This window comes from Nocardia heshunensis (genome assembly GCF_054782115.1).
Genome location: NZ_BAAGTC010000005.1, coordinates 58,398 through 81,600, shown reverse-complemented (window position 1 = coordinate 81,600; position 23,203 = coordinate 58,398). Strand labels below are relative to the sequence as shown.

General features: G+C 68.1%; 24 protein-coding genes. 11 read left to right on the top strand and 13 right to left on the bottom strand.

The window, feature by feature from the left end; all coding sequences use genetic code 11:
* Positions 1-47: 47 nt before the first annotated feature.
* The 6 genes from ACYVN4_RS18970 to ACYVN4_RS18945 all read right to left on the bottom strand — a co-directional run bounded on the left by ACYVN4_RS18970 (position 48) and on the right by ACYVN4_RS18945 (position 7,038).
* On the bottom strand, positions 48-1,025 hold the full coding sequence (locus tag ACYVN4_RS18970) for a zinc-binding dehydrogenase (protein WP_460722909.1): 978 nt from the start codon (positions 1,023-1,025) through the stop codon (positions 48-50).
* A gap of 206 nt (positions 1,026-1,231) precedes the next feature.
* Entirely contained in the window at positions 1,232-2,497 is a 1,266-nt protein-coding gene (locus tag ACYVN4_RS18965; protein WP_460722907.1) for a glucarate dehydratase family protein, read from the bottom strand.
* Positions 2,498-2,538: 41 nt separating this feature from the next.
* Positions 2,539-3,999 (bottom strand): aldehyde dehydrogenase (NADP(+)), encoded by a 1,461-nt coding sequence (locus tag ACYVN4_RS18960; RefSeq protein WP_460722905.1) that lies wholly within the window; start codon positions 3,997-3,999, stop codon positions 2,539-2,541.
* Positions 4,000-4,048: 49 nt separating this feature from the next.
* The gene (locus tag ACYVN4_RS18955) at positions 4,049-5,182 is read right to left on the bottom strand and encodes an L-talarate/galactarate dehydratase (RefSeq protein ID WP_460722903.1); all 1,134 of its coding nucleotides are present in this window, start codon (positions 5,180-5,182) and stop codon (positions 4,049-4,051) included.
* 1 nt (position 5,183) lies between these two features.
* The gene (gene kdgD / locus ACYVN4_RS18950) at positions 5,184-6,104 is read right to left on the bottom strand and encodes a 5-dehydro-4-deoxyglucarate dehydratase (RefSeq protein WP_460722901.1); all 921 of its coding nucleotides are present in this window, start codon (positions 6,102-6,104) and stop codon (positions 5,184-5,186) included.
* A 25-nt stretch (positions 6,105-6,129) separates the two neighbouring features.
* On the bottom strand, positions 6,130-7,038 hold the full coding sequence (locus tag ACYVN4_RS18945; RefSeq protein WP_460722899.1) for a LysR family transcriptional regulator: 909 nt from the start codon (positions 7,036-7,038) through the stop codon (positions 6,130-6,132).
* 177 nt (positions 7,039-7,215) lie between these two features.
* Between ACYVN4_RS18945 and ACYVN4_RS18940 the strand changes: the two genes are divergently transcribed.
* From ACYVN4_RS18940 to ACYVN4_RS18925, 4 genes are all read left to right on the top strand, one after another.
* Positions 7,216-8,019, top strand: coding sequence for an IclR family transcriptional regulator (locus tag ACYVN4_RS18940; protein ID WP_460722897.1), 804 nt, complete (start codon positions 7,216-7,218; stop codon positions 8,017-8,019).
* 34 nt (positions 8,020-8,053) lie between these two features.
* Complete coding sequence (locus ACYVN4_RS18935) at positions 8,054-8,857, top strand: NAD-dependent epimerase/dehydratase family protein (protein ID WP_460722895.1); 804 nt, start codon at positions 8,054-8,056, stop codon at positions 8,855-8,857.
* Between the two features lie 119 nt (positions 8,858-8,976).
* Positions 8,977-10,365 carry a sugar porter family MFS transporter gene (locus ACYVN4_RS18930; RefSeq protein WP_460722893.1) on the top strand — a complete coding sequence of 463 codons (1,389 nt, stop codon included), beginning with the start codon at positions 8,977-8,979 and terminating at the stop codon, positions 10,363-10,365.
* Complete coding sequence (locus tag ACYVN4_RS18925; RefSeq protein ID WP_460722891.1) at positions 10,362-11,366, top strand: lactonase family protein; 1,005 nt, start codon at positions 10,362-10,364, stop codon at positions 11,364-11,366. Before ACYVN4_RS18930 ends, ACYVN4_RS18925 begins: the two co-directional genes overlap by 4 nt.
* A 39-nt stretch (positions 11,367-11,405) precedes the next feature.
* Here ACYVN4_RS18925 and ACYVN4_RS18920 read toward each other — a convergent pair whose 3' ends face one another.
* Together ACYVN4_RS18920 and ACYVN4_RS18915 are read right to left on the bottom strand one after the other, a co-directional pair.
* Positions 11,406-12,302, bottom strand: a complete 897-nt coding sequence (locus ACYVN4_RS18920; RefSeq protein ID WP_460722889.1) for a sigma-70 family RNA polymerase sigma factor — start codon at positions 12,300-12,302, stop codon at positions 11,406-11,408.
* Positions 12,302-12,703 carry a VOC family protein gene (locus ACYVN4_RS18915; RefSeq protein WP_460722887.1) on the bottom strand — a complete coding sequence of 134 codons (402 nt, stop codon included), beginning with the start codon at positions 12,701-12,703 and terminating at the stop codon, positions 12,302-12,304. Before ACYVN4_RS18915 ends, ACYVN4_RS18920 begins: the two co-directional genes overlap by 1 nt.
* A 200-nt stretch (positions 12,704-12,903) precedes the next feature.
* Between ACYVN4_RS18915 and ACYVN4_RS18910 the strand changes: the two genes are divergently transcribed.
* Together ACYVN4_RS18910 and ACYVN4_RS18905 are read left to right on the top strand one after the other, a co-directional pair.
* Complete coding sequence (locus ACYVN4_RS18910; protein WP_460722885.1) at positions 12,904-13,047, top strand: hypothetical protein; 144 nt, start codon at positions 12,904-12,906, stop codon at positions 13,045-13,047.
* A gap of 28 nt (positions 13,048-13,075) precedes the next feature.
* Entirely contained in the window at positions 13,076-14,083 is a 1,008-nt protein-coding gene (locus ACYVN4_RS18905) for a PHP domain-containing protein (protein WP_460722883.1), read from the top strand.
* A 28-nt stretch (positions 14,084-14,111) separates the two neighbouring features.
* Here the strand turns inward: ACYVN4_RS18905 and ACYVN4_RS18900 are convergent, their stop codons facing one another.
* Both ACYVN4_RS18900 and ACYVN4_RS18895 read right to left on the bottom strand, forming a co-directional pair.
* Positions 14,112-14,858 carry an SDR family NAD(P)-dependent oxidoreductase gene (locus ACYVN4_RS18900; RefSeq protein ID WP_460722881.1) on the bottom strand — a complete coding sequence of 249 codons (747 nt, stop codon included), beginning with the start codon at positions 14,856-14,858 and terminating at the stop codon, positions 14,112-14,114.
* Between the two features lie 105 nt (positions 14,859-14,963).
* Positions 14,964-15,266 (bottom strand): putative quinol monooxygenase, encoded by a 303-nt coding sequence (locus tag ACYVN4_RS18895; RefSeq protein WP_460722879.1) that lies wholly within the window; start codon positions 15,264-15,266, stop codon positions 14,964-14,966.
* A 153-nt stretch (positions 15,267-15,419) separates the two neighbouring features.
* Between ACYVN4_RS18895 and ACYVN4_RS18890 the strand changes: the two genes are divergently transcribed.
* From ACYVN4_RS18890 to ACYVN4_RS18870, 5 genes are all read left to right on the top strand, one after another.
* On the top strand, positions 15,420-16,052 hold the full coding sequence (locus tag ACYVN4_RS18890; RefSeq protein ID WP_460722877.1) for an urease accessory protein UreF: 633 nt from the start codon (positions 15,420-15,422) through the stop codon (positions 16,050-16,052).
* Positions 16,053-16,119: 67 nt separating this feature from the next.
* Positions 16,120-16,842 (top strand): urease accessory protein UreG, encoded by a 723-nt coding sequence (gene ureG / locus ACYVN4_RS18885; RefSeq protein WP_460722875.1) that lies wholly within the window; start codon positions 16,120-16,122, stop codon positions 16,840-16,842.
* Positions 16,832-17,482 (top strand): urease accessory protein UreD, encoded by a 651-nt coding sequence (locus tag ACYVN4_RS18880; protein ID WP_460724037.1) that lies wholly within the window; start codon positions 16,832-16,834, stop codon positions 17,480-17,482. The genes ureG and ACYVN4_RS18880 overlap by 11 nt, the downstream gene beginning before the upstream one ends.
* Positions 17,483-17,742: 260 nt before the next feature.
* On the top strand, positions 17,743-18,366 hold the full coding sequence (locus ACYVN4_RS18875; protein ID WP_460722873.1) for a hypothetical protein: 624 nt from the start codon (positions 17,743-17,745) through the stop codon (positions 18,364-18,366).
* The gene (locus tag ACYVN4_RS18870; RefSeq protein WP_460722871.1) at positions 18,363-18,815 is read left to right on the top strand and encodes a hypothetical protein; all 453 of its coding nucleotides are present in this window, start codon (positions 18,363-18,365) and stop codon (positions 18,813-18,815) included. The genes ACYVN4_RS18875 and ACYVN4_RS18870 overlap by 4 nt, the downstream gene beginning before the upstream one ends.
* Positions 18,816-18,914: 99 nt before the next feature.
* Here the strand turns inward: ACYVN4_RS18870 and ACYVN4_RS18865 are convergent, their stop codons facing one another.
* The 3 genes from ACYVN4_RS18865 to ACYVN4_RS18855 form a co-directional block, all read right to left on the bottom strand.
* A complete protein-coding gene (locus ACYVN4_RS18865) occupies positions 18,915-20,297 on the bottom strand; it encodes an L-serine ammonia-lyase (protein WP_460722869.1) in 1,383 nt (460 codons plus the stop codon).
* 40 nt (positions 20,298-20,337) lie between these two features.
* On the bottom strand, positions 20,338-22,002 hold the full coding sequence (locus ACYVN4_RS18860; RefSeq protein ID WP_460722867.1) for an APC family permease: 1,665 nt from the start codon (positions 22,000-22,002) through the stop codon (positions 20,338-20,340).
* A gap of 280 nt (positions 22,003-22,282) precedes the next feature.
* Positions 22,283-23,086 carry a hypothetical protein gene (locus tag ACYVN4_RS18855; protein ID WP_460722865.1) on the bottom strand — a complete coding sequence of 268 codons (804 nt, stop codon included), beginning with the start codon at positions 23,084-23,086 and terminating at the stop codon, positions 22,283-22,285.
* Between the last annotated feature and the right edge of the window lie 117 nt (positions 23,087-23,203).

Sequence of the window (23,203 nt, the reverse complement as noted above, 5' to 3'; positions counted from 1 at the left end):
CCCCGGGCTGCGCTCAGCGCGGGGCGCTCACGATCGGCGCGAACCGCTCAGGGGATCAGCACCACCTTTCCTGTGGTCTCCCGCTGCTCGAGCGCCCGATGTGCCCGCGCGGCCTCGGCCAGCGGGAAGCTGTGCACCGCGGGCCGCAGCCTGCCCGCCGCGGCCTCCGCCAGCGCCCGAGTCTCCAAGGCGCGCAACCCGCCACCGCGCGCCAGCATCGGCGGACCGAGCACCATCTGCGAGGTCACGCCCTGTTCGGCCAATGCTTGCTCGTCGAACTCGACCTGTCCGCCCGACCATCCGAACACCAGCCGCACGCCGCCCTTGCCCAGTAGATCGACTCCGGCCCGTGCGACCTCGCCGCCGACACCGTCGAACAACAGCGTGGCGGGTCGCTCCCCGTAGCGGGCGCGCACCGCCTCCGGCCACGCCGGATCCCGGTAGTCCAGCGCCAGATCCGCGCCGTTCTCGTACGCCTGATCCGCCTTGGTCTTGCCGCCCGCGAGCCCGATCACCGTCGCGCCCGCCGCCACCAAGTACTGCACCAGCAGTGTGCCGATCCCGCCCGCCGCCGACGGCACCAGCGCGACCGTCTCCGGGCCGATATCGGCGAATCCCAGAATGCCCAGGGCAGTGCGCCCGGTGCCGATCATGGCCACGGCCGCACCCGCGCTCAGACCCGCTGGGATCTCGTGCAGCCGTTCGGCTTCGGTCACCGTCAGTTCGGCATACCCGCCCGGTACCTGCCCGATGTGAGCGACCACCCGCCGCCCGATCCAGCTCTGCTCGACGCCCTGCCCGACCCGGTCGACCGTGCCTGCCACCTCACGCCCCGGGATGGTCGGCAGCTGCGGCAAGGGCATCGGCCCGCTGACGATCCCTTGCCGCAGCGAGGTATCCAGCAGATGCACCCCCGCCGCCTCGACGACGATGCGCACCTGCCCGGGGCCGGGCTCCGGGTCCGTGACGCTCTCGTACCGCAGGTTCTCCGCCGCTCCGAACTCGTGAAGTCGAATGGCTCGCACGACAACTCCTCTCTTAGAGATCTCCGTTCGACTCCACCTTGCAACCTCACTATTGGTTGAGGTCAAATCCCGCGAACCGCCGCTGCCGCATACAATTCCTGGGACAGCGATCGGGGCATTTCGGGCCCCATTGCCGGCCATGGGCCCCAGGTCCACTACCGGGCGGTCGGCGCGGAATGGATGACCGTCTTCGAGGAGGCCAACCTTCACCGCGTCGTCGATTGACGGGCCCGGCGCATAGCGGCCATATCGTCGCGCTCACGCATCGCGGGCATGGTGTTCCAGCGTTCGTGCAGGCGGGCGAGGGCGTCGCGGTCCAGATCCACACCGAGGCCGGGCTTTTCGGGCACATCGAGGGCGCCGGCCGTGAACGCGAAGCGTTCGGTGATGACGTCCTCCGACTGCCACGGGTAGTGGGTGTCGCAGGCGTAGGCCAGGTCCGGGACGGTGGCGGCCACGTGGGTCATGGCGGCCAGGCTGATGCCCAGGTGCGTATTGCTGTGCATCGACAGGCCCTTGCCGTAGGCGCGGCAGACGGCGGCGAGGTCGCGGGTGGCCAGCAGGCCGCCCCAGAAGTGGTGATCGGACAGCACGATCTGCACCGCGTCCAGGTCGAAGGCGGGTTTCACCTCGGCCAGGGAGGTGACGATCATATTGGTGGCCAACGGGATTCCGCTGCGCCGGTGCACCTCGGCCATGTCCGCGATGGTGGCGGTGGGATCCTCGAGGTATTCGACGACGCCGGCGAGTTCCTCGGCCACGTGCAGCGCCGTGTCCAGTGACCAGCCGCCATTGGGATCCAGCCGCAGCGGTGCACCGGGGAAGGCTTGTGCCAGCGCCTTGATCGCGGCGATCTCCTCCTCCGGTGCGAAGACGCCGCCCTTGAGCTTGAACGAGCGGAAACCGCCGTGCACCAGAAACTTCCGGGCCAGCTCCACGATGCCGTCGGGATCGAGGGCGGCACCCCACCGATCGGCCGGGACGTCGTCGTCGGGGTGCTCGGCCCACTTGTAGAACAGGTAGGCCGAATACTCCACGCGGTCACGTACTTTGCCGCCGAGCAAGGTGTGTACGGGGACGCCGAGCTGCTTGCCCAGCGCGTCGAGCGCCGCGACCTCGAACGCCGACACCACCGAAAGCCGGATCTTGTCGGTGGTCAGTGCGCCGCGCAGCCCGCTGGCGGCCGGTGCGGCGTCGATGAGCGTGCTCTCGGTCCGGCCCAGCCCGGCGATGGTGTTGATTGCACCTACCGGCAGCCCGACCAAGTCCCGCGCGAGTTCGCGCGCCCGCACCAGATACGCACTGTCCCCGTAGGTTTCGCCGACGCCGACGATCCCGCCGTCGGCGATGATCTCGACGATCAGCCGCGGCGTGTACGGCTGGTGCACGCCGGACAGATTCAGCAGGGGCGGGTCTGAGATGAGGATGGGGGTGAGCCGGACATCGGTGATGGTCGGGAGGGCGGTGGTCATCGCTACGGGGTCCTGTCGGAGTGCCGGAATCGGTAGGGGAGTCAGCGTTTTCCGTCGACGCGGCGGGGCAGTCGCCACGGATTGGCCTCTCTCAGTGGGGCGGGCAGCAGCGCGTCGGGGAAGTCCTGCCAGGCGACCGGGCGCAGGAAGCGCTCGATGGCCGCCGCGCCCATGGAGGTGAACTGCGGGCTGGTGGTGGCCGGATAGGGTCCGCCGTGCTGCTGGGCCCACGACAGCGTGATGCCGGTGGGCCAGCCGTTCCACAGCAGCCGTCCGGCCAGCCGGGTCAGCAGCGGCAGCAGCGCCCGGACCTGTTCGTACTCGGATTCCTCCGCGTGCACGGTGGCGGTGAGACCGGGCTCCAGTGCGTTGAGCACGGCGAGCAGTTCTTCCTCGCCGTCGTATTCGATGATCAGAGACTCCGGGCCGAAGCATTCGCGGTCCAGAATCTCACGGTCGGTGAGGAAGTCGCTGGCGCGGACGCGCAGGAGCGTGGGCCGGAAACCGGAGTCATCGTCGGACGCGGGGTCCGGTGAGAGCCGCTCGACCGCTGACTGCTCGCGCAGTTCCGCGACCCCGGCCCGGTAACCCGCCGCGATCCGGTCGTTGAGCATTGGCTGTCCGGGCACCGCCGCAATGGCATCCACGAGGTTCTGTTCGAGCCCGTGCCCGACCGGCAACAGCAACAGTCCGGGCTTGGTGCAGAACTGTCCCGCTCCGAGGGTGAAGGATCCGACGAAGCCCCGCGCGATCTCCGCGCCGCGCGCGGCCACCGCACCCGCGGTCACCACCACGGGATTCAAGCTGCCGAGTTCACCGTAGAAGGGAATCGGGCGCGGTCGGGCATTGGCGATATCGAACAGGGCCCGCCCGCCGGGCACCGATCCGGTGAAGGCCGCGGCCTGGATGTCGGGATGCCGCAGCGCGGTCGTCCCCGCGTCGACGCCGTAGATGTTCTCGAACACACCCTCCGGCGCACCGGCCGCGGCGAGCGCTGCCACCAGCACATCGCGGGTGCGCGCGGACAACTCCGGGTGTCCGGGATGGGCTTTCACGATCACCGGGCAGCCCGCCGCCAGCGCGGCGGCGGTGTCGTGCCCGGCCACGCTGAGCGCCAGCGGGAAATTGCTGGCGGTGAACACCAACACCGGCCCGAGCGGCACCACCGTGCGCCGGATGTCCGGGCGCGGTCCCATCGGCCAGGCCGGGTCGGCGTGATCGATGGTGGCGCGCAGGAATTCGCCGTCGTCCAGCACCTCGGCGAACAAGCGCAGTTGAAAGACCGTCCGCGCCAGTTCGGATCGCAGGCGTGGTTGCTCGGGCAGGTGTGTTTCCTTGACGGCCAGTGCGATCAGCTCGTCACCGGCCTTGTCGAGTCCGTCCGCGGCAGCGTGCAGCCAGGCCGCACGTTGTGCCGGAGTGGATTCCGCCAGCTGCCCGGCGGCCCGGGTCGCGGCCGCGACGATGTCGTCGATCCGGTCGAGGGGCGTGTCCGCGATCATCGGGTCCTCCACATCACAGCATTGGATTGATACGTCGGCGGGCGGGCCGTCACGCCCGGACCTCGTACTCGGCGACGGTCCAGGCCCGCGCCTGGCCGCTGAGCGTCACACCCAGGCCCGGCCGCCCCGACAGGTGCATGCGCCCCTCGCGGATCTCGAGCCGCTCCTCGAAGAGCGGATCGAACCATTCGAAATGCTCCACCCACGGCTCCAGCGGGTACGCGGCGGCCAGGTGCACATGTACCTCCATCACGAAATGCGGTGCCAGTTGCAGCTGTTCGCGGCTCGCGTGCGCCATGACGTCGAGGAAGCGGGTGATGCCACCGACACGGGGCGCGTCCGGCTGCACGATATCGACTCCCGCCCTGATCAATTCGCCGTGCTCGGCGACGCTGGTCAGCATCTCGCCGGTGGCGATCGGGGTGTCGAAGGTCTGCGCGAGGCGCGCGTGCCCGGTGAAATCGTAAGCGTCCAACGGCTCTTCGATCCAGGTCAGTTGCAGCGGTTCGAGGGCGCGGCACAGGCGCTGCGCGGTCGGTCGATCCCATTGCTGGTTCGCGTCCACCATGAGCGGCACGCCATCGCCGATCTTCTCGCGCACGGCCGTGACCCGGGCCAGATCCACGCTCGGGTCCGGATGCCCGACCTTGATCTTGATGCCGCCGAGGCCCGACTCCAGCGATGCCGTCGCCCGATCCAGCACCTCCTCGATCGGGGCGTGCAGGAACCCGCCGGAGGTGTTGTAGCAGCGCACCGAATCCCGGTGCGCACCCAGCAATTTGGCCAGCGGCAACCCCGCTCGCTTGGCCTTGAGATCCCACAGCGCCACATCGAAGGCGGCGATCGCCTGCACCGACAGGCCGCTGCGGCCCACCGAAGCGCCCGCCCACATGAGTTTGTCCCAGAGCCGGGCGATATCGCTGGGATCTTCGCCCAACAGCAGCGGCGCGAGCTCTCGGGCGTGTGCGAACTGGCCCGGACCACCGGCGCGCTTGGAGTAGCCGATGCCGATGCCTTCCAGCCCGGCGGCCGTGGTGATCTCGGCGAACAGCACGGCCACCTCGGTCATCGGGCGCTGCCGACCGGTCAGCACCTTGGCGTCGCTGATGCCGCCCGGCAGCGGCAGTGTCACCGAGGAGATCCGCACCCCGGTGATGCGGTCCAGCACGGCGGGAGAGGCCATGTCAGGCAATCCTTTCCACCAGCGCGGTGAGTTCGGCCAGTTCGGTGGCGTCCAGATCGGTCAGCGGCGGGCGGACCCGGCTCGACGGGCGGCCCACCGCGGTCAGCCCGGCCTTGATGATCGACACCGCGTATCCCGGTGTGCGGTCGCGAATGTCGAGGTAGGGGAGGACGAAGTTGCGCAGGTGCGCGTACACCGTCTCGCGGTCGTGCGCCCGCACCGCCTTGTAGAAGGCCAGCGCGAACTCGGGGGCGAAGTTGAAGATCGCCGACGAGTAAGTGGTGACACCCATTTCGGTGTACGGCAGTGCGAACGTCTCCGCCGTCGGCAGCCCGCCGATATAGGTGAGCCGGTCGCCCAGGCGGGCGTAGATCCGGGTCATGGTCTCGATATCGCCCACGCCGTCCTTGAATCCGATCAGATTCGGGCAGCGCTCGGCCATCCGGGCCACGGTCACGTCATCGACGCGGGCATTGGCGCGGCTGTAGAAGATCACCCCCAGCGAGGTGGCCGCGCACACCGCCGCCACATGCTCGAGCAGACCCTCGGGCCCCGACTCGGTGAGATACGGCGGCAGCAACAGAATTCCTTGCGCCCCGCCCGCTTCGGCATTGCGCGCCTGCTCGACGGCCACGGCGGTCCCGGCGGTGGCGGGGGCCAGCACCGGCACCCGCCCGGCGGTCTCGGCCACCGCGGCGCGCACCACCCGGTCGATCTCGGCGGTGGTCAGCGAGAAACCCTCGCCGGTGCCGCCCGCCGCGAACAGCCCGGCCACGTCGTACTGGGCGAGCCAGGCGATGTGCTCGCGGCAGGCGGCCTCGTCGATATTCAACTCGGCGTCGAAGTGGGTGACGGGGAACGACAACAGGCCACGACCCAAAACCGGTCCAAGGTCTCGGGGCGCCATGGTGTCTGGTGACATCGGGGGCACAGTGCTCTCTCCTTACTCAGGCGTCCGGCCAGGTCTCCAAGAGGTCGATCACGCGGCGCAGGGCCGGATTGGCCGGATGCCGCCGCCAGACCGCGTACAGTTCGGCGCGCTCGCTCACGCCCGACAGGTGCCGGTAGCGCACGCCGTCTGGGTGCAGATGGCTCGCCGCCTCCGGGACCAGCGCCACCCCACGGCCCGCCGCGACCAGCGCGAGCATGGTGTGCACCTGGGTGACCCGGTCCGCAGGGTCGTAGGAGACGCCCGCCAGCACCCGGTTCATCAGCTCGGCGAAATAGCGGGCCGGCCCGGGCGCGTACATGAGCATCCGCTCGCCCTCCAGCTCGCGCACCGCGAGCGGACCGCCCGCGGCCAACCGGTGCCCGGCGGGCACGGCCAGCACCAGCGGATCGCGATGCACCGGCCGACCGTCGAATTCCACCCGGTCGAAGGGCGGGCGGGCGATCGCCAGATCCAGCTTGCCGCTGGACAATTCGTCGAACTGCAGGGCGCTGACCAGTTCACTGAGCACCAGCTCGACCGCGGGCAGCGCGAGCGAGAGCTGATTGAGGAAGCCGCCCAGGAAGCCGAAACCCGCGGTGGCGGTGAATCCGATGCGCACCGTGCCGGTCTGCCCGTCGGCCACCAGGCGCGCGGTGGCGGGGGCCGCCTCGGCGAGGGCCAGCAGTCGCCGGGCCTCGGCGAGGAACACCGTGCCGGCGGGGGTCAGCTCCACCTGCCGCTGGGTCCGATCCAGCAGCAGCACACCGATATCGCGTTCGAGCTTCTGGATCTGGCGGCTCAGCGGCGGCTGGGTCATCTGCAGTCGATCGGCCGCGCGGCGGAAGCTGCCCTCCTCGGCGACCACCACGAATCCGCGCACCTGTTCCAGGGACAACAAGGCCGTCAGTCTGCCGTCGCCGGTCATCGGATGGGCTCTCCTGTACCCCGCTGTCGCGGATCGTGTTTCCAGCAGGCTAGGGCCTGCGTCTGATACCCGTCCAACATCTGTTGAGCATCAAGTGATGCCGAGAAAGCATCGGACGAAAGTTCATGTATCTGAATACGATCGGGAAGCGGAATGCCGAGTGAATTCAGGAGTGTCATGCAAGGTCGTGGTCCCGCGGAACGAACCGACCGCGACGAGACGGCCAACGGAGTGAAGTCCGCGCGCCGGGCGATCGCGGTGCTCGAGGTGTTCGCGGCCCGAACGTCGTGGCTGTCGCTGGCCGAAATGCACGAGGCCACCGGGTTTCCGCGCTCGAGCCTGCACGGCCTGCTGCGCACCCTGCGCGACGCGGGCTGGATCGACACCGACGACACCGGTACCCGATTCCGGCTCGGCATGCGGGCGCTGGTCTGCGGCACCGCCTACCTCGACCGCGATCCGGTCATCCCGTACGCCACCGAAACCCTCGAAAAGCTGCGCGAGGAAACCGGATTCACCGTGCACTACGCCCGGCTGGCGGGCAGCGAGGTGGTCTACCTGGAGACCCGGGAATCGCGCAGCTCCGACCATCTCATCTCGCGGGTCGGCCGCAGCCTGCCCGCCCACGCCACCGCGCTGGGCAAGGTGCTGCTGGCCGAACTGTCCGACGGCGAGCTGACCGACCTGCTGCCTGCCACGCTGCCGGCACGCACCGAACACACCGTGACCGACCGTGAAGTGCTGTTCTCGGAGCTCACGGTGATTCGCGACCGCGGCTACGCGACCGAATGGCAGGAGGGCACCGCCGGGGTGGCGTGCGCGGCCGCCGCGGTGCCCTACCGACTTCCGGCCACCGACGCCCTGAGTTGCTCGATGCCATTGAGCCGCACCACCGAAGCCGAGCAACACCGCGTCGGCGCGCTGGTGCACGACGCCGCCGGACTGCTGGCCCGCCACCTGCGGCAGGCCGGAATCCGCTGATCACGAACATCTTTCCCCTGACCGAGGAGTTCACATGTCGATTCACCGCGTCCTCATCACCGGCGCCGCGGGCAATCTCGGGCGGCTCATGCGCCCGCGCCTGGCCCGCCCGGACCGGGTGCTGCGGCTACTGGATCTCGCGCCGCTGGATCCGCCCGTGCCCGGAGAGCACGTCGAACTGGTCACCGGTTCGCTCAACGACCCGGAGGTGATGGCCGCGGCCTGTGTGGGTGTCGACGCCATCATTCACCTGGGTGGGATCAGTCGCGAGGACGACTGGGCCCGCATCCTCGAGGTCAATATCGACGGCACGCACACCGTGCTCGAGGCCGCCCGTGCAGCCGGGGTGCCGAAAGTGGTGCTGGCCTCCAGTAATCACGCCGTCGGCTATCGCCGGATCGGGGAGGCCGGGCCCGACGGTCTGCCCGGCGAGAGCACGCCGCGGCCGGACACCTACTACGGCGTGAGCAAGGCCGCGCTGGAGGCGCTGGGCAGCCTGTACCACGAGCGCTTCGGAATCGACGTGTCCTGCTTGCGGATCGGCAGCTGCTTCGACGAACCCGCCGACGTGCGACAGCTGTCGCTGTGGATGTCGCCGGACGACTGCGCCCGGCTGCTGGAAGCCTGCCTGGCCACCGCGGAGCCCGGATACCGCGTGATGTGGGGTGTTTCGGCGAACACTCGGTCCGTGGTGTCACTGCGGGAGGCGGAGGCCATCGGCTATCGCAGCCTCGACGACGCCGAGCGTTTCGCGGACCGGGTGCCGCCGGGTGAGCTGCCCGAACACATCGGAGGCGGCTTCCTGGAAACCCCGCTGGGACAAGCGAACCCGCTCTGATCATTCACATTCGTGAACGCATGAGCTGATACCGAACATGCATCGGAATCTGTATGGTGTTCGCCCATCGAGTATGTGAGCCTGGGCACACTCGATTGGCAGTAAAGGAAGCATCACCCATGCAGCAATCGGCCACGACGCCCGCCCAGCGACGGCGGATCAACGTCTCCTCCCTGTACTTCTTCGGAGCGCTCGGCGGCATCCTGTTCGGCTACGACCTCGGCGTCATCTCCGGGGTCCTGCTGTTCATCGTGAAGCCTTGGCATCTGGACTCTTTCGCCAAGGGCGTGATCGGCGGCTCGCTGGCGGCGGGCGCGGTGTTCGGCGCCATGATGGCCGGTCGGCTCGCCGACCGCTACGGCCGTCGCCCCACCATCATGGTGGCCGCGGTGATCTTCACCGCCGCCGTGCTGGCGTGCGCTTTCGCGCCGAGTTACCCGATCATGGTGGTGGCCAGGTTCATTACCGGCATCGCGGTGGGCTGTTCATCGGCGACGGTGCCGATGTATCTGTCCGAGTTGGCGCCGACCCGGGTGCGCGGCGCCCTGTCCACGCTGAACCAGCTGATGATCGTGTCGGGCATTCTGATCGCCTACATCGTCGACTGGGCGCTGAGTGGCTCCGGGAATTGGCGGCTCATGTTCGGTCTGGCCGCCGTGCCCGCGGTGATCCTGTTCTTCGGCCTGTTCACGCTGCCGGAAACCCCGCGTTGGCTGGTCAAGGCCGGTCGTGACGAGGAGGCCCGCCTGGTGCTGGAACAGACGCACCGCGACGAGGACCCCGACGCCGCGCTCGACAGCATCCGCGACGTGCTGCGCCTCGACGGCGAGCAACGCGGCCGATTGCGCGACCTGACCACTCGCTGGGCCCGCCCGGCGCTGGTGGTGGCGCTCATCCTGGCGGTCGGCCAGCAGTTCGCGGGCACCAACGCGGTGAACCTGTACGCGCCGGATATGTTCAAGCAGTTGGGTTTCGGCACTCAGAACGCGCTGTTCGCCTCCACCATCATGGGCACGGTCAAGCTGATCTTCACCGCCTGGGTGTTCCTGATGGTCGACCGCTGGGGCCGAAAGCCGTTGCTGCTGCTGGGCAATGTGATCATGGCGCTGTCGCTGTTCCTGCTCGGCCTCACCGTGCTCACCATGGGAAAGGGCACGGGCACCGGCATTGTCAGTCTCATCGTGCTCAACCTCTACTGGGTCGGTTACGAGCTCGGCTGGGGCGCGGTCGTATGGGTCATGATCGCGGAGATCTTCCCGCTGCGGGTGCGCGGCATCGGAACGGCCACCGCGTCGACGGTGTTGTGGGCGGCCACCTTCGCCATCACCTTCCTGTTCCCGGTCATGAGCGATCCGAATCATCTGGGCCTCGCTTATTCGGCTTGGATCTTCGCGTCGGTGAGTGTGGTGCTGTTCGTGCTGGTGCGGCGGTACGTGCCGGAGACCAAGGGGCGCAGCCTGGAAGAGATCGAACTGGACCTGCGGGCGCGCGCGGGGCGGATGGCATGACCGTCGTCACGTACGTGTCCAATGCAGGCAGCGGTGACATCTCCGTACTGCGGTTGAGCGCGGACGGCACGCTGTCGTCCGTGCAGACCGCGGCCGTCGGCGGCACGGTGATGCCGCTGACGGTCGGGCCCGGCCGCCGCCACCTCTACGCGTCGGTCCGCTCGGCCCCGTGGTCGGTGGTCTGCTTCGAGATCGATTCCAGCACGGGCGAATTGCGTCGCCAGTCGACGGTGCCGCTGCCGGAGAACACGGCGTACCTGTCCACCGACCACGGCGGGCGCTACCTGCTCGCCGCGTCCTACACCGGCAACGCGATCTCGATCAACGCGATCGGCGCGGACGGCATCGTGGTCGCCGACCCGACCGCGGTGCTGGCCACACCGCCGCACGCGCATTCGATCATCACCGATCCCTCCGACAGGTATCTGTTCGCGGCGGCCCTGGGCGGGGATGCGTTGTTGCAGTACCTATTCGATCCACGGACCGGGCGGGTGGTCCCGAACAGCCCGGCGTTCGTCGCCACCAAGCCCGGCGCGGGGCCGCGGCACCTGATGTTCCATCCACAGGGCCACTTCGTGTATGTCGCAAACGAACTGGACGGCACCGTCGGCAGCTACGAGTTCGATTCCAGCACCGGCCATCTCACCCCCCTCGACATCGTTTCGGTCCTGCCCGAAGGCATCGGCGACCCGTGGACGGCCGAGCTGAAACTCACTCCCGACGGCCGCCTGCTGTACGTATCCGAGCGCCGATCCAGCACCATCGCGGGATTCCGGGTCGATCCCGGCACCGGCGCGCTGACTCCACTCGGCCACACCGCAACCGAAAACTGCCCGCGCGGAATGGGAATCGACCCCACGGGCCGCTATCTCCTGGCCGCTGGCGAGCAGTCGCACGCCGTCACCGCCTACGCCATCGACCCGGAGACCGGTGCCCTGACCGCCGTGGACCGCCGCCCGGTCGGCCGCAATCCGAACTGGGTGGAATTCGTCGCGCTCTGAGCGGGAAACGAGTAGATGCCCCCAGGTCAGTCAGCTGCATCAGGGCATCTGCCGGTAAGGCTGCAGGGTGCGGCCGGGCAGTTCCATCGCCGCGAGCCGTGCGGCATCGGCGATCATGTGGATGGCCAGGATCCGGTTGTCGGCCATGGTGAACGACATGACCGATAGCGGGGTCGCGTCCTCGCGCCAGGAGATATAGCCCGGCAGCGCGTCGACCAACACCCGCTGGTGACGGGCGACCGCACCGGAGAACGTCCGCGCGCGGGCCGCCACCTCGGTCGCCCCGAGGGTGACGAAGGTGCCGCCGGGAGTGTCCACGGTGAGACTGACATTCGGGTCCAGCACGCGCAGCAGTGCCTCGAAATCACCCTCGACCGCGGCGGTGCGGAAGGCTTCGGCGACGGCGCGCTGCGCCCGCGCGGCAGGTGTCGGGGGCTGGGTGGACTGCACCTTGCGGCGGGCGCGGCTGGCGATCATCTTGGTGGCATCGGCGGATTTACCCAGGATCTGGCCGATTTCGGTGAACGGCACCGCGAACATGTCGTGCAGGACGAACGCCAGCCGCTCACTCGGACCCAGCGAATCCAGCACGACGAGCAGGGCCAGCCCGACCGCATCGGCGAGTGCGGCACATTCCTCGGGTTCCAACGTGTCATCCGTGACCACGATCTCGGACCTGCCGTCGTCATAGGACTGTTCGGGCCGCGCGCTGCGAGACCGCAACAGGTCCAGACTGATCCGCCCCACGACCGTGGTGAGCCAACCGGCCAGGTTCTCGATATCGGCCGGGTCCTGGTGCGCCAGCCGCATCCACGCCTCCTGGACCACGTCCTCGGCATCGGCATACGACCCGAGCATCCGGAAGGCGAGCATGCGCAACCTGTCCCGCTGCGCCTCGAACTGCGTGGCCACCGGGCTCTCCGGCATGGTCCGCATCACCTCGCCTCCCGCGGCCGCTGCTGGCGCAACGAGATCCGATTGCCGTCCGGATCCACCGCCTCGATGCGCATCCCGAACGCGTACTCCTCGGGTGCGTCGTCGAGGAACGGCACACCCCGGTCCCGGAGCACCTCGAAATCCTTTCGCAAATTATCGGATTCGAGAATCAGTGGACCCGGCGCGGGCACATTCTCGGCCTCGGCGGGCTGGCCGGCGGCCGGGGGATGCGGCCAGAGAATGATCTCGAAGGCATTGCCGGGCGCCTTGAGGGTGAGGAAGCGGCCATCCGGTCCGGCGTAGTCGATGTGCTTCTCGAGCCCGAGCCCTTCGGTATAGAACGTCAACGCCCGATCCTGGTCGGTGACGTACACCGTCACGTACATGACATCGGTCAGCATGCTGTCCTCCATTCGCCGCTGTCGGCGACCGCAGTTTTCGGCCGTCGCTGATATGACGCGGGAGAGCGCGAAAAGGTAACAGCCGCCGGCGCATTACCATTGCGGCCGTCTCGTCGCCACTGTGCTGCCAGTCACCTATTCGCCTGTAGCGCAGGTGAATTCGATCTTCTACGGTGTGATCGAGCCCGCAGGAGTCAACGTTGAAACGCCTACTGTTCCTAGTGATCGCGATCGTCGTCGCGGTATCGACCTACGACTACTCGCGATCCGCCGGGCACTACGGCCTGCTGATCGTGGCGGGCCTGGCGGCGGTGCTGTGGTCGATCCGCAAATCGATGGGGTAGCGGGCGGCGGCCGAGGCAGACTGGAGGCATGGATCCTGTCGCCGCTCTGCGCCAGATCGCGTACTACAAGGACCGCGCCCGCGAGGACACCCGGCGGGTGATGGCCTACCGCAATGCCGCCGACATTCTCGAACGCCTCGACGACGCGCAGCGCGCACAGCTGGGCCGCTCGAACGGCTGGCAGTCGCTGCCCGGTATCGGCCCGAAGACCGCCGCGGTGATCGCGCAGGCCTGGGCGGGTCGCGAACCGGACGCGCTGGTCGCACTGCGGACCGCCGCGAAAGACCTGGGCGGCGGCGAATTGCGGGCCGCGCTGCGCGGCGACCTGCACGTGCACTCGAACTGGTCGGACGGGGTGGCACCGATCGCGGAGATGATGGGAGCCGCGGCCGCGCTGGGCCATGAATACTGCGCTCTCACCGACCACTCGCCCCGGCTGACGGTCGCCAACGGCCTCTCGCCCGATCGCCTGCGCGAACAACTCGACGTCATCGACGAACTGCGCGACCGGTTCGCGCCCATGCGGATCCTCACCGGCATCGAGGTCGACATCCTCGACGACGGCTCCCTCGATCAGGAGCCTGAACTGCTCGACCGCCTCGACATCGTGGTGGCGAGCGTCCACTCCAAGCTGGCCATGGACTCGGCTGCCATGACCCGGCGCATGATTCGCGCGGTGTCCGACGGTCGCGCCGACGTGCTCGGCCACTGCACAGGCCGCCTCGTCGAAGGCAATCGCGGCACCCGCGCCGAATCCCGCTTCGACGCCGAGCAGGTCTTCACCGCCTGCCGCGACCACGGCACCGCCGTCGAGATCAACTCCCGCCCGGAGCGCCGCGACCCGCCGACCCGCCTGCTGAAGTTGGCCCTCGACATCGGCTGCGATTTCTCCATCGACACCGACGCCCACGCTCCCGGCCAGCTCGACTTCCTCGGCTACGGCGCGCAACGGGCCCTGGATTGCGGCGTGCCCGCCGACCGGGTCGTCAACACCTGGCCGGTGGACAAGCTGCTGGCATGGGCCGGAAACTCCTGAGCCGCACCGGGTTCGGTGTAGGTCCGGGTCAGGCCATCTTGCCGTTGTCCACGCTGTAGATCGCGCCGTGCACCGCGGAGGCGTCGTCGGAACACAGGAACGCGATGACATTCGCGACCTGGGCCGGTTCCATCAGCCCGCGTGCGGCCGCGATCTTCATGATCAGCGTGTAGTCGGGGTCCTCGGGGAAGGTGAAGTTCTGCACCATCGGCGTGGTCATGCCGCCGGGGCAGACCGCGTTGATCCGGATTCCGCGGCTGTCGAATTCGAGCGCCATGGCCCGGGTGAGCCCGATCAGACCGTGCTTGGCCGCACAGTATCCGGCCGAATACGCCTGCCCCTCCAGCCCCGCGATCGAGGAGACGTTCACGATGCACCCGCCGCGCTCGAGCAGCGACGGCAGCGCGGCTCGTGACAAGAAGAACGGCGCACTCAGATTCACGGCCAGTTCGTGCTGCCAGTCGGCGTCGGTGACGTCGGCGGTGTGGCGCATGGTGTGCGCTCCGGCCGCATTGACGAGGATGTCGACGCCGCCGAACTGCTCGACGCAGGCCCGCACCACCGCGTCGGACGCGGCCGGATCGGTGAGATCGGCGGCCAGCCAACCGGTTTCGGACCCGTCGAGGACCTCGGCCAGCCGGGCCTTGTCTCGCCCGACCCCGAACACCTTCGCCCCGCCCGCCCGCAGTGAGTCCACCACGGCGCGCCCCAGCCCCGAGGACGCTCCGGTGACCACGGCCACCCGTCCACCGAACCGCCCGGCCTCGTCAGCCATACCTGTCTCCATTCCATCCGCGACCCGCACTGAAACACGTTCCAGTTCGAACGGGTTCCACCGTAGCCGGATCGGCCCCGGCGCGCGGCGATCAGAGCGGAAAGGTCAGGCGTGCGGATCCTCGACCCGGGTGCCCTTGATCAGCCAGGTCGGGCCGTCGGCGAAGGATTCGATGATGGCGAAGAAGGCCGCGAAGTGCGGGCCCTTGGCATGGATGTCGAAGGCGGCCTCGTCGTCGTAGGCCTCGTTGAGGTAAAAGCGATTCGGGTTGTCGGCGTCGGTGATCAGCTCGAAGCGGCGGGTGCCGGGCTCGTCGGCGGCGGAGTTGCGGCCGTCCTCGAGGGCCGCGGCGATGAACTCGTCGCGACGCTCGGCGGGAACATCGAAGCTGACAGCGATGTGGTACATGGTGTTTCGTCCTTCGTGATCGACCAAACAATCGGTGACGGGATCAATCCTGCGGCGAGCGTGCCGCCCTACCCAGGGCCGCGCGGTGCCTGGGCACGGCGTGCCTACCCCGGGCCCTAGGATCGGGGCCATGTGGAACGCGGAGGGACGCCGATGAGCCTGGCCACCCTGCTCACGCTCGCCGACTCGCGCCTGCCGATCGGCGGGCACGTGCATTCCGGTGGGGTCGAGGAGGCCGTCGCCTCCGGGCTGCTGCGCGATGTGCCGTCGGTGGAGCTGTATCTGCGTCGGCGCGTGCGCACCTCCGGTCTGGTGGCGGCCTCGCTCGCCGCGGCCGTCGCCGCCGGGACACTCGACCCCGGCCGAGCCGAACTCGAGGCCGACGCCCGTACCCCGTCCCCGTCGGCCCGCGTAGCCTCCCGTGCCCAGGGCCGCGGACTGCTGCGCCTGGCCAAACAGGTCTGGCCGCAGGCCGATTGGCGTGCGGTGGGCGCCCGCCCGCATCTGTCCACGGTCTTCGGGCTGGTCGCCATCGCCGCTGACGCCTCGCCCGGGGACATCGCCTCGGTGATCGTCTACACCACCATGACCGGCGCGGCCACGGCCGCTCAGCGCTTGCTGGCCCTGGACCCCGCCGCGATCGCCGCCTGCACCATCCGGCTCGCCCCGGTATGTGATGCGACCGCCCTCGAGGCCGTGAAATCCCTTGCGGCCCTCTCGGACCCATTGCAGGACGTGCTCGCCGAACGCCATCTGCGCCGCGAGCTACCACTGTTCGCGTCCTAGCCGGTCACGGGGCGAGTAACACTCGGTTTACACCGCTGGGCAAGGATGGGGGTGAAAGGAGCCGAACATGCCACCGCACCTCATTGATGGTGAACCGCACGACCACAGCCATGACCGTCCCAAGCGCGAGCGCACGCCCGGCGAGCCGCTGCGAATCGGGATCGGGGGACCGGTCGGATCGGGGAAGACTGCTCTGACCGCGGCACTGTGCCGACAGTTGCGCGACGAACTGTCCTTGGCCGTACTGACCAACGACATCTACACCACCGAGGACGCGGACTTCCTGCGCCGCCACGCGGTGCTGCCGGACGAGCGGATCACCGCCGTGCAGACCGGCGGTTGCCCGCACACCGCGATCCGCGACGACATCACCGCAAACCTGGATGCGATCGACGATCTGATCGAGGCGAACCCGCCGCTGGATCTGATCCTGGTCGAATCCGGCGGCGACAATCTCACCGCCACCTTCTCCTCGGGCCTGATCGACGCGCAGATCTTCGTCGTCGACGTGGCCGGTGGCGACAAGGTGCCGCGCAAGGGCGGTCCCGGCGTGACCTGGTCGGACCTGCTGGTCATCAACAAGACCGACCTGGCCCCGATGGTCGGCGCGGATCTGTCGGTGATGGACCGGGATTCGACCAAGGTGCGCGAAGGCCGCCCGTTCGTCTTCACCTCCCTCACCGAGGATCCGGCCGCGACCCCGGTGCTGACCTGGGTGCGCGAGCAGCTGCGGCTGGCGGCCGAACACGATTCGGCTTCGAATACGGCGGGCAGTGCCCATTCGCACTGAGCTCCGCATCACCGCGACCGTCGGGACGCTGCCGCACATTCATGCGGTCGGCGGCCTGGCGGCGCGCCACACCGGCGTCGACACGGTGCATCTGATCGGCACCGCCGCCACCCCTTTGGGCGGCGACGTGCTGGATATCGTTGTCTCCGTGGGGGAAGGCGCACGCCTGGCCGTCCGTTCGGTAGCCGCCACCATCGCCCTCCCGGGCCGCGAAACCCGCAAGTCCGTGGCGCACTGGCGCTTCGAAGTGGCCGCGGGCGGCGAACTGGATTTCGATCCGGAACCGACCGTCGTCGCAGGCGGCGCGGAACACGAGACCTTCACCACGGTGAGTCTGGAACAGGGTGCACGCCTGCGACTTCGGGAGCGCGTCCAGATCGGCCGCACCGGCGAAGACCACGGCTACTGGAGCGGTGAGCTTACTGCCGACGTCGGCGAGACACCGCTGCTGCGCCACCGCCTCGAACTCGGCGCCGACGCCGTCACCGACGACGCCCTCACCGTCCCACGCGCCGCCGAAAGCGTCCTCACCTACCCCGACGCCCGCACCGTCGAGGTCACCGGCCTGGACGCGGCCCTGCTGCCACTGGCCGCGGGCGGCACGCTGTTCACGCGTACCGCGCGTCTACTGACCTGCTGAACGCCAACAGCTTCCGCGCAATGCTGACATGTGCGCGCGTGGGCTCATCGTGTCTGCCTGTTTGACGGCATTTCGGGTTGTGGGCACGCGTTTCTGCAGTTCACGAGGCGGCGAGCGACATTCGATATCTCGGGGAAATTTCATAGCCTGATGCCGCGGCTCTGAATAGGATTCACCCGATATGCCTTTCGATCTGTGGCCTGGCAGTGGCGCCGGTATCCACGAGTTGTCATGACCACCCACCATGCCGGAGCGGTGAAATGAACAGGTCGACACCGAGTTTGCTGCAACAACCGAATTCTGGTGGTTCTGGAGGTGGTCCGTCGCGGAATCACTTCTCCTGGAAGAAATTACTGTCGGCACTGACGGCGGGTGTCGTCATTGTGGCTGTCATCGCTTTCGTGGTCTGGCTCGCGTGGCCCCAGGGGCAGTCCGTGCGATGGGTGCAGGTGCGCACCGATCCCACGGACCTCACCTTGTTGGGTCCCAACGCCGAAAGCCAGTTGTCCACGGCTGACTTGGATACCTTCTCCTTCGGCCGAGGGATACAGCCTGGTAGCGGCTTGAAATACGATCGGGACGGCGTCGACCGTGCGTCGGGGTACGACAACGGCAAGGGCCACAAGACACCCGCGGACCAGGCGTTCGGCACGAGCGACAGGAAGGTCCCGACTCCCGGGACATGCGAGAACGATGCGCGGACAGGGGGCAATGGGAAGACCGCGGTCGGCCGTCTGCAGCCCGGTATCTCCGCGTGGTGCGTGCTCACGCCGAAGGGCAATCTGGCCTGGGTGCACTTGATCTCCGGTGGCGGTGCGGCAGTATCGGCCACCGGTCCGTTTCCCGATCTCGAGTTCGAGGAAATATTGTGGAGGCCCGCATGACACCATCGATCGCGATCGCTGCCAGCGTCATTGCCCTGATCAGCGCTATCTGGAGTCAACGGTGGTACCGGGCAACGGAATTCGCCAAGCAGCGGCGAATGCTGGACATCGATTCCACGATCGACGCGGTTCAAGCGCTGATTCGGCTGTCTCAGGCATTCAAGCTGGACGATCCCACGCGGTGGCGAGACACCGTCCTTCCGGCAGTCATCGAGAGCGAGGCACGGGCCGTGCGACTTTGGGTCTTCGGTCGCGAGTCACGACACGCGATGTTCGAAGTCACCGAATACGTGGACCGAATCCTGTCGGAGCCGGGTCGATCCGGCATCGACGACCGAGAATGGAATGAGTTTCAGGACCGTGTGCGAATCGCGGTGCACGCGGTTCGCGCCGAGATCGATTCCATCGTCGGTACGGGCGACGGGTTGCCGCCCGGGCTCGGCCGCTGACCGCCACCGCTGCCACTGGCCGCGGGCGGCACGCTGTTCACGCGTACCGCCCGCTTGTTGATGGCCTGAGTCGCAAGGGCTCTCAGCGCCGAAGGATGCTCAGCACTCGGTGAGGTTCACCGCGAGTCCGCCGCGTGCTGTTTCCTTGTACTTGACGCTCATGTCCGCGCCGGTCTCCTTCATGGTCTTGATGACGTCGTCGAGGGAGACCTTGTGGCTGCCGTCGCCGCGCATGGACATGCGGGCGGCGGTGACGGCCTTGACGGCGGCCATGCCGTTGCGTTCGATGCACGGGATCTGGACCAGGCCGCCGACCGGGTCGCAGGTCAGGCCGAGGTTGTGTTCCATGCCGATCTCGGCGGCGTTCTCGACCTGTTCGGGGGTGCCGCCGATGGCCTCGGCGAAGGCGCCCGCGGCCATCGAGCACGCGGAGCCGACCTCGCCCTGGCAGCCCACCTCGGCGCCGGACAGCGAGGCGTTCTCCTTGATGAGCATGCCGATCGCCCCCGCGGTGAGCAGGAATCGGATGATGCCCTCCTCGTTGGCGCCGGGCACGAAGTTCACGTAGTGGCTCAGCACCGCGGGTAGGACACCCGCCGCGCCGTTGGTGGGTGCGGTGACGACGCGCCCGCCCGCGGCGTTCTCCTCGTTGACGGCCATCGCGTAGATGGTGGTCCACTCGGTGCGGTGCATCATCGGGTCGCCCTCGGCGCGCAACTGCCGGGCCGAGGTGGCGGCGCGACGGCGTACCTCGAGTCCGCCGGGCAGAATCCCCTCACGATTCAGCCCGCGATTCACGCACTCCTGCATGACCTTCCAGATCTCGAGCAGACCGGTGCGGATCTCCTCCTCGGTGCGCCACGCCTTCTCGTTCTCCAGCATCAGCGAGGAGATCGAAAGCCCGGTCTCCCGAGCGAACTTCAGCAGCTGCGCCCCGCTGTGGAACGGGTAGGCGAGCTGGGTGGTGTCGTCGTTGTCGGGATCGGCGCACACTGAATCCTCGTCGACGACGAACCCGCCACCGACCGAGTAGTACGTCTTCTCCAGCAACGGCACCCCGTCGCGGTCGTAGGCGAACAGCGTCATGGCGTTGGCGTGGTATGGCAGCGCCCGACGCATGTGCAGGATGAGCTGGGTCGGCTCATCGAACGGAATCTCGTGGGTGTCACCGATTTCCGTGCCCAGTAGCCGCAGCTTCTTGGTGCGCCGGATGCGGGCCACATCGGTCTCGGCGACATCCGGGTCGATGGTGGCGGGGGAGTGTCCCTCCAGCCCGAGCAGGACCGCCTTGGGCGTGGCGTGCCCGCGGCCGGTCGCGCCGAGCGAACCGAACAGTTCGACGCGGACCGAGGCGGTCTGGCTCAGCAGGCCGTCTTCCTTCAAGCGGTTGGCGAAGAACTGTGCCGCGCGCATCGGGCCGACGGTATGGGAGGAGGAGGGGCCGATACCGATGGAGAAGAAATCGAAGACAGAGAGTGCCATGACCAGACCTTTGACTGCTCGGGCGGGAAGGGTGAATTACTCAGGCGTGCTGCAGATTGCGGTCGCGCTCGGTGCCGATGATGTCGTCACCCGGCACGGTCTCGCTCTCGGGCTCGGCGTCCAGCACCGGATCCGGGCCGGGCAGGCCCGACTCGTGTGCCTTCACACCGGCACGCACGGCCCAGTAGTAGGTGGCCAGCGCGCCCACGGCCACGAGCGCGATATCGACGCCGCCCGGAATCAGGCCGCTGCCACCGAATTCGGTCGAACCCAGGGCGGACACGGTCGCCATGAAGATCAGGAAGGCGATCATCCACCAGGCCGGTGCGAGCTGCGCAGCCATGCTGCGGTCACCACGACGCCAGAGCACGGCCACCGCGATCGGCACGGACAGCAGCGTGATGAACACGATGCGGCCGGTGTTGGGCCAGTGCGTCCAGAACAACGCGCAACCGGCGAGGGTGAAGGCGAGCGGGGTGATCACATTGGCGGCCGGGAGCCGGAAGGGCCGCGGCAGTTCGGGCTTGGTCTTGCGGAAGACGCCCACCGCGATGGGGCCGATCAGATAGGAAATGACCATGGCCGCGGAGACGATCCCGGACAGTGCGTGCCAGCTGTGCCCGACGGTCACCAGCAGGATCAGCGAGAAGATGAGATTCAGCCACATCGCAGGGCGCGCAGTGCCGTAGACGGGGTGCGACTCGCGCAGCTTCTTCGGGAAGAAGCCGGACTCGGCCAGGTTCTGCACCATGTACGACGCCGAGGCGACGTTCGCGATGTTCGCGCCGGACGGCGAGATGAAGGCGCCGAACTGGAGCATGATCACCAGCCAGCCGAGCATGAGGAGCTTGGCGATATCGACGAACGGCGAGTTGAAATTGATTCCGACCCAGCCGTGTTCGGCGAGCTGCTCCGGCGGGACCGCGCCGATGAAGGCGATCTGCAGCAGCATGTAGATGACCAGGCCGATCGACAGGGCGCCGACGAGTGCGGCCGGAATGGCCTTGCCCGGGTTCTTCGCCGCGCCACCGAGATTGACCACGGCCTGGAAACCGTTGAAGGCGAACACGACACCGCAGGTACTCACCGCGGTCAGCACCGCGGACCAGCCGTTCGGCGCGAAACCGCCGTAGCCGGTGAAGTTTTCGGTGTGGAAGCCCGACGCGATGAGGGCGACGACGGCCAGCACCGGAATGCCGAACTTGACCGCGGTCAGCAGGTTGTTCATCTTGGCGAGCAGGCCCACGGACCAGTAGCAGCACAGCCAGAGCGCCACGGTCAGCACGAACGCCATGCCCATGCCCGCGAGGGTCAGCGAGCCGTCCTTCATCAGACCCTGTGCCCAGGAGAAGCTCCACGACGACATGTACTGCGTACTGGCAATGGATTCGATGGGAATCAGGGCGGCGACGGCGACCCAGACCGCCCAGCCGGTAATGAAGCCGAGCACCGGGCCGTGCGAGATGGCGCCGAAGCGGGCCATGGATCCGGGGAACGGATAGGCCGCGCCCACTTCCGCGTACGACATGGCGATCAAGCCTATGAACACCGCGCCGATCACCCAGGCCAGGATCGCGGCGGGTCCGGCGACTTGCGCCGCCTGCCCGGCGCCGAACAGCCAGCCCGATCCGAAGATCGAACCAATGCCAATCATGATCAGGGCGAAGAGACTCAGCCCTTTACGGTTCGCGGAAGGTATGTCCATGCTGTGGACATTACGGAGCAAATGTCTTGCGCTGAACGGACAAATGTCCTGATTACCATCGGTTCTGCATCACGTCAATGGCTGACTGCCGCCGCCTCGGGATCACAAATTGTGCTCCCAGCACATCTTTGGCAAGCCTTCGCTCGGCGGCCCCGAACCGGACTCCGCCGCGCACGCCGATCGCGTGCGCGGCGGGAACGGACCTCACCGCCGGTTCCCGCCGCGAGCGCACATCTGCTGGCTGAAGCGGCTGTCGTCGTAGGAATTACAAGAGGGGCTATCAGTCGCCGACGACGCGAGGTGGTGCGTTGAACGCGTTGACCGCACCCACCGCGGCACCGACCGCGGCACCCGCGACGGCCGCGGGAACGGCGATCACCGCGGCACCCGCGGCAGCGCCGAGGGCGGGACCGGCGACCAGACCGACCGGGAACAGTCCGGCGCCGACGACCAGACCCAGCACACCGCCGACGGCGGCGGAACTGAGCTCGATCGGGGCGGCGGTGGCGGCTCCGGCGACAGCGCCCATGGCGGCGGTGCCGATGGTCTGCCCCGCGATCCGGTCGGAGCGGCTGCGCTCCATACCGATCGAGTCGAGGAAGGTGGCGAGATTCGCCTCGACCTGAGCGGAGTTGTCGTTGATCTGGATCGCTTGTTCTTTGTCGATCCAGTCGGGAGCCGGGACCTGCACGTCGCCGAACCGGAACATGCCCGGGGGCGGCGCGATCGGAGGCACGGCCGGAACCGGGGCGGGCGGGTGCAGCACGCCGACGGGGGCCAGGTAGCTCTTGTCCGGAGCCTGCCGCGACCACTGGATGGAGCTCTTGGTGTCGCCCGGAATGTGCAGGCCCTCATAGGGATTGACATTCGGGGAATCGGCGGCGGGCCACTGGGGCTTGGGCGCATCGTCGTGCTGCGCCACCGGAGCGACCTCGGCCGGGGCGGCATTGGCTGCGCCCGATCCGACGATCGCCAAAACTAGCGGAACCGCGCCTGCCGCCACCACATTGCCGACCTTGTTGCGATGGGGGTTCAGTGCTCGGTGCTTACCTGCGGCCATGAGGACCTTTCTGTAGGTGAACATCGGACGCTCGACATTCGAACCCACCGGTCACCCGGATTGGTGAGGAAACGGACCGATGAAAATCGTTGCCATAACTGAAAATTAGCTAACTCGTCGGTAGGTCAACGCCGAAGAGGC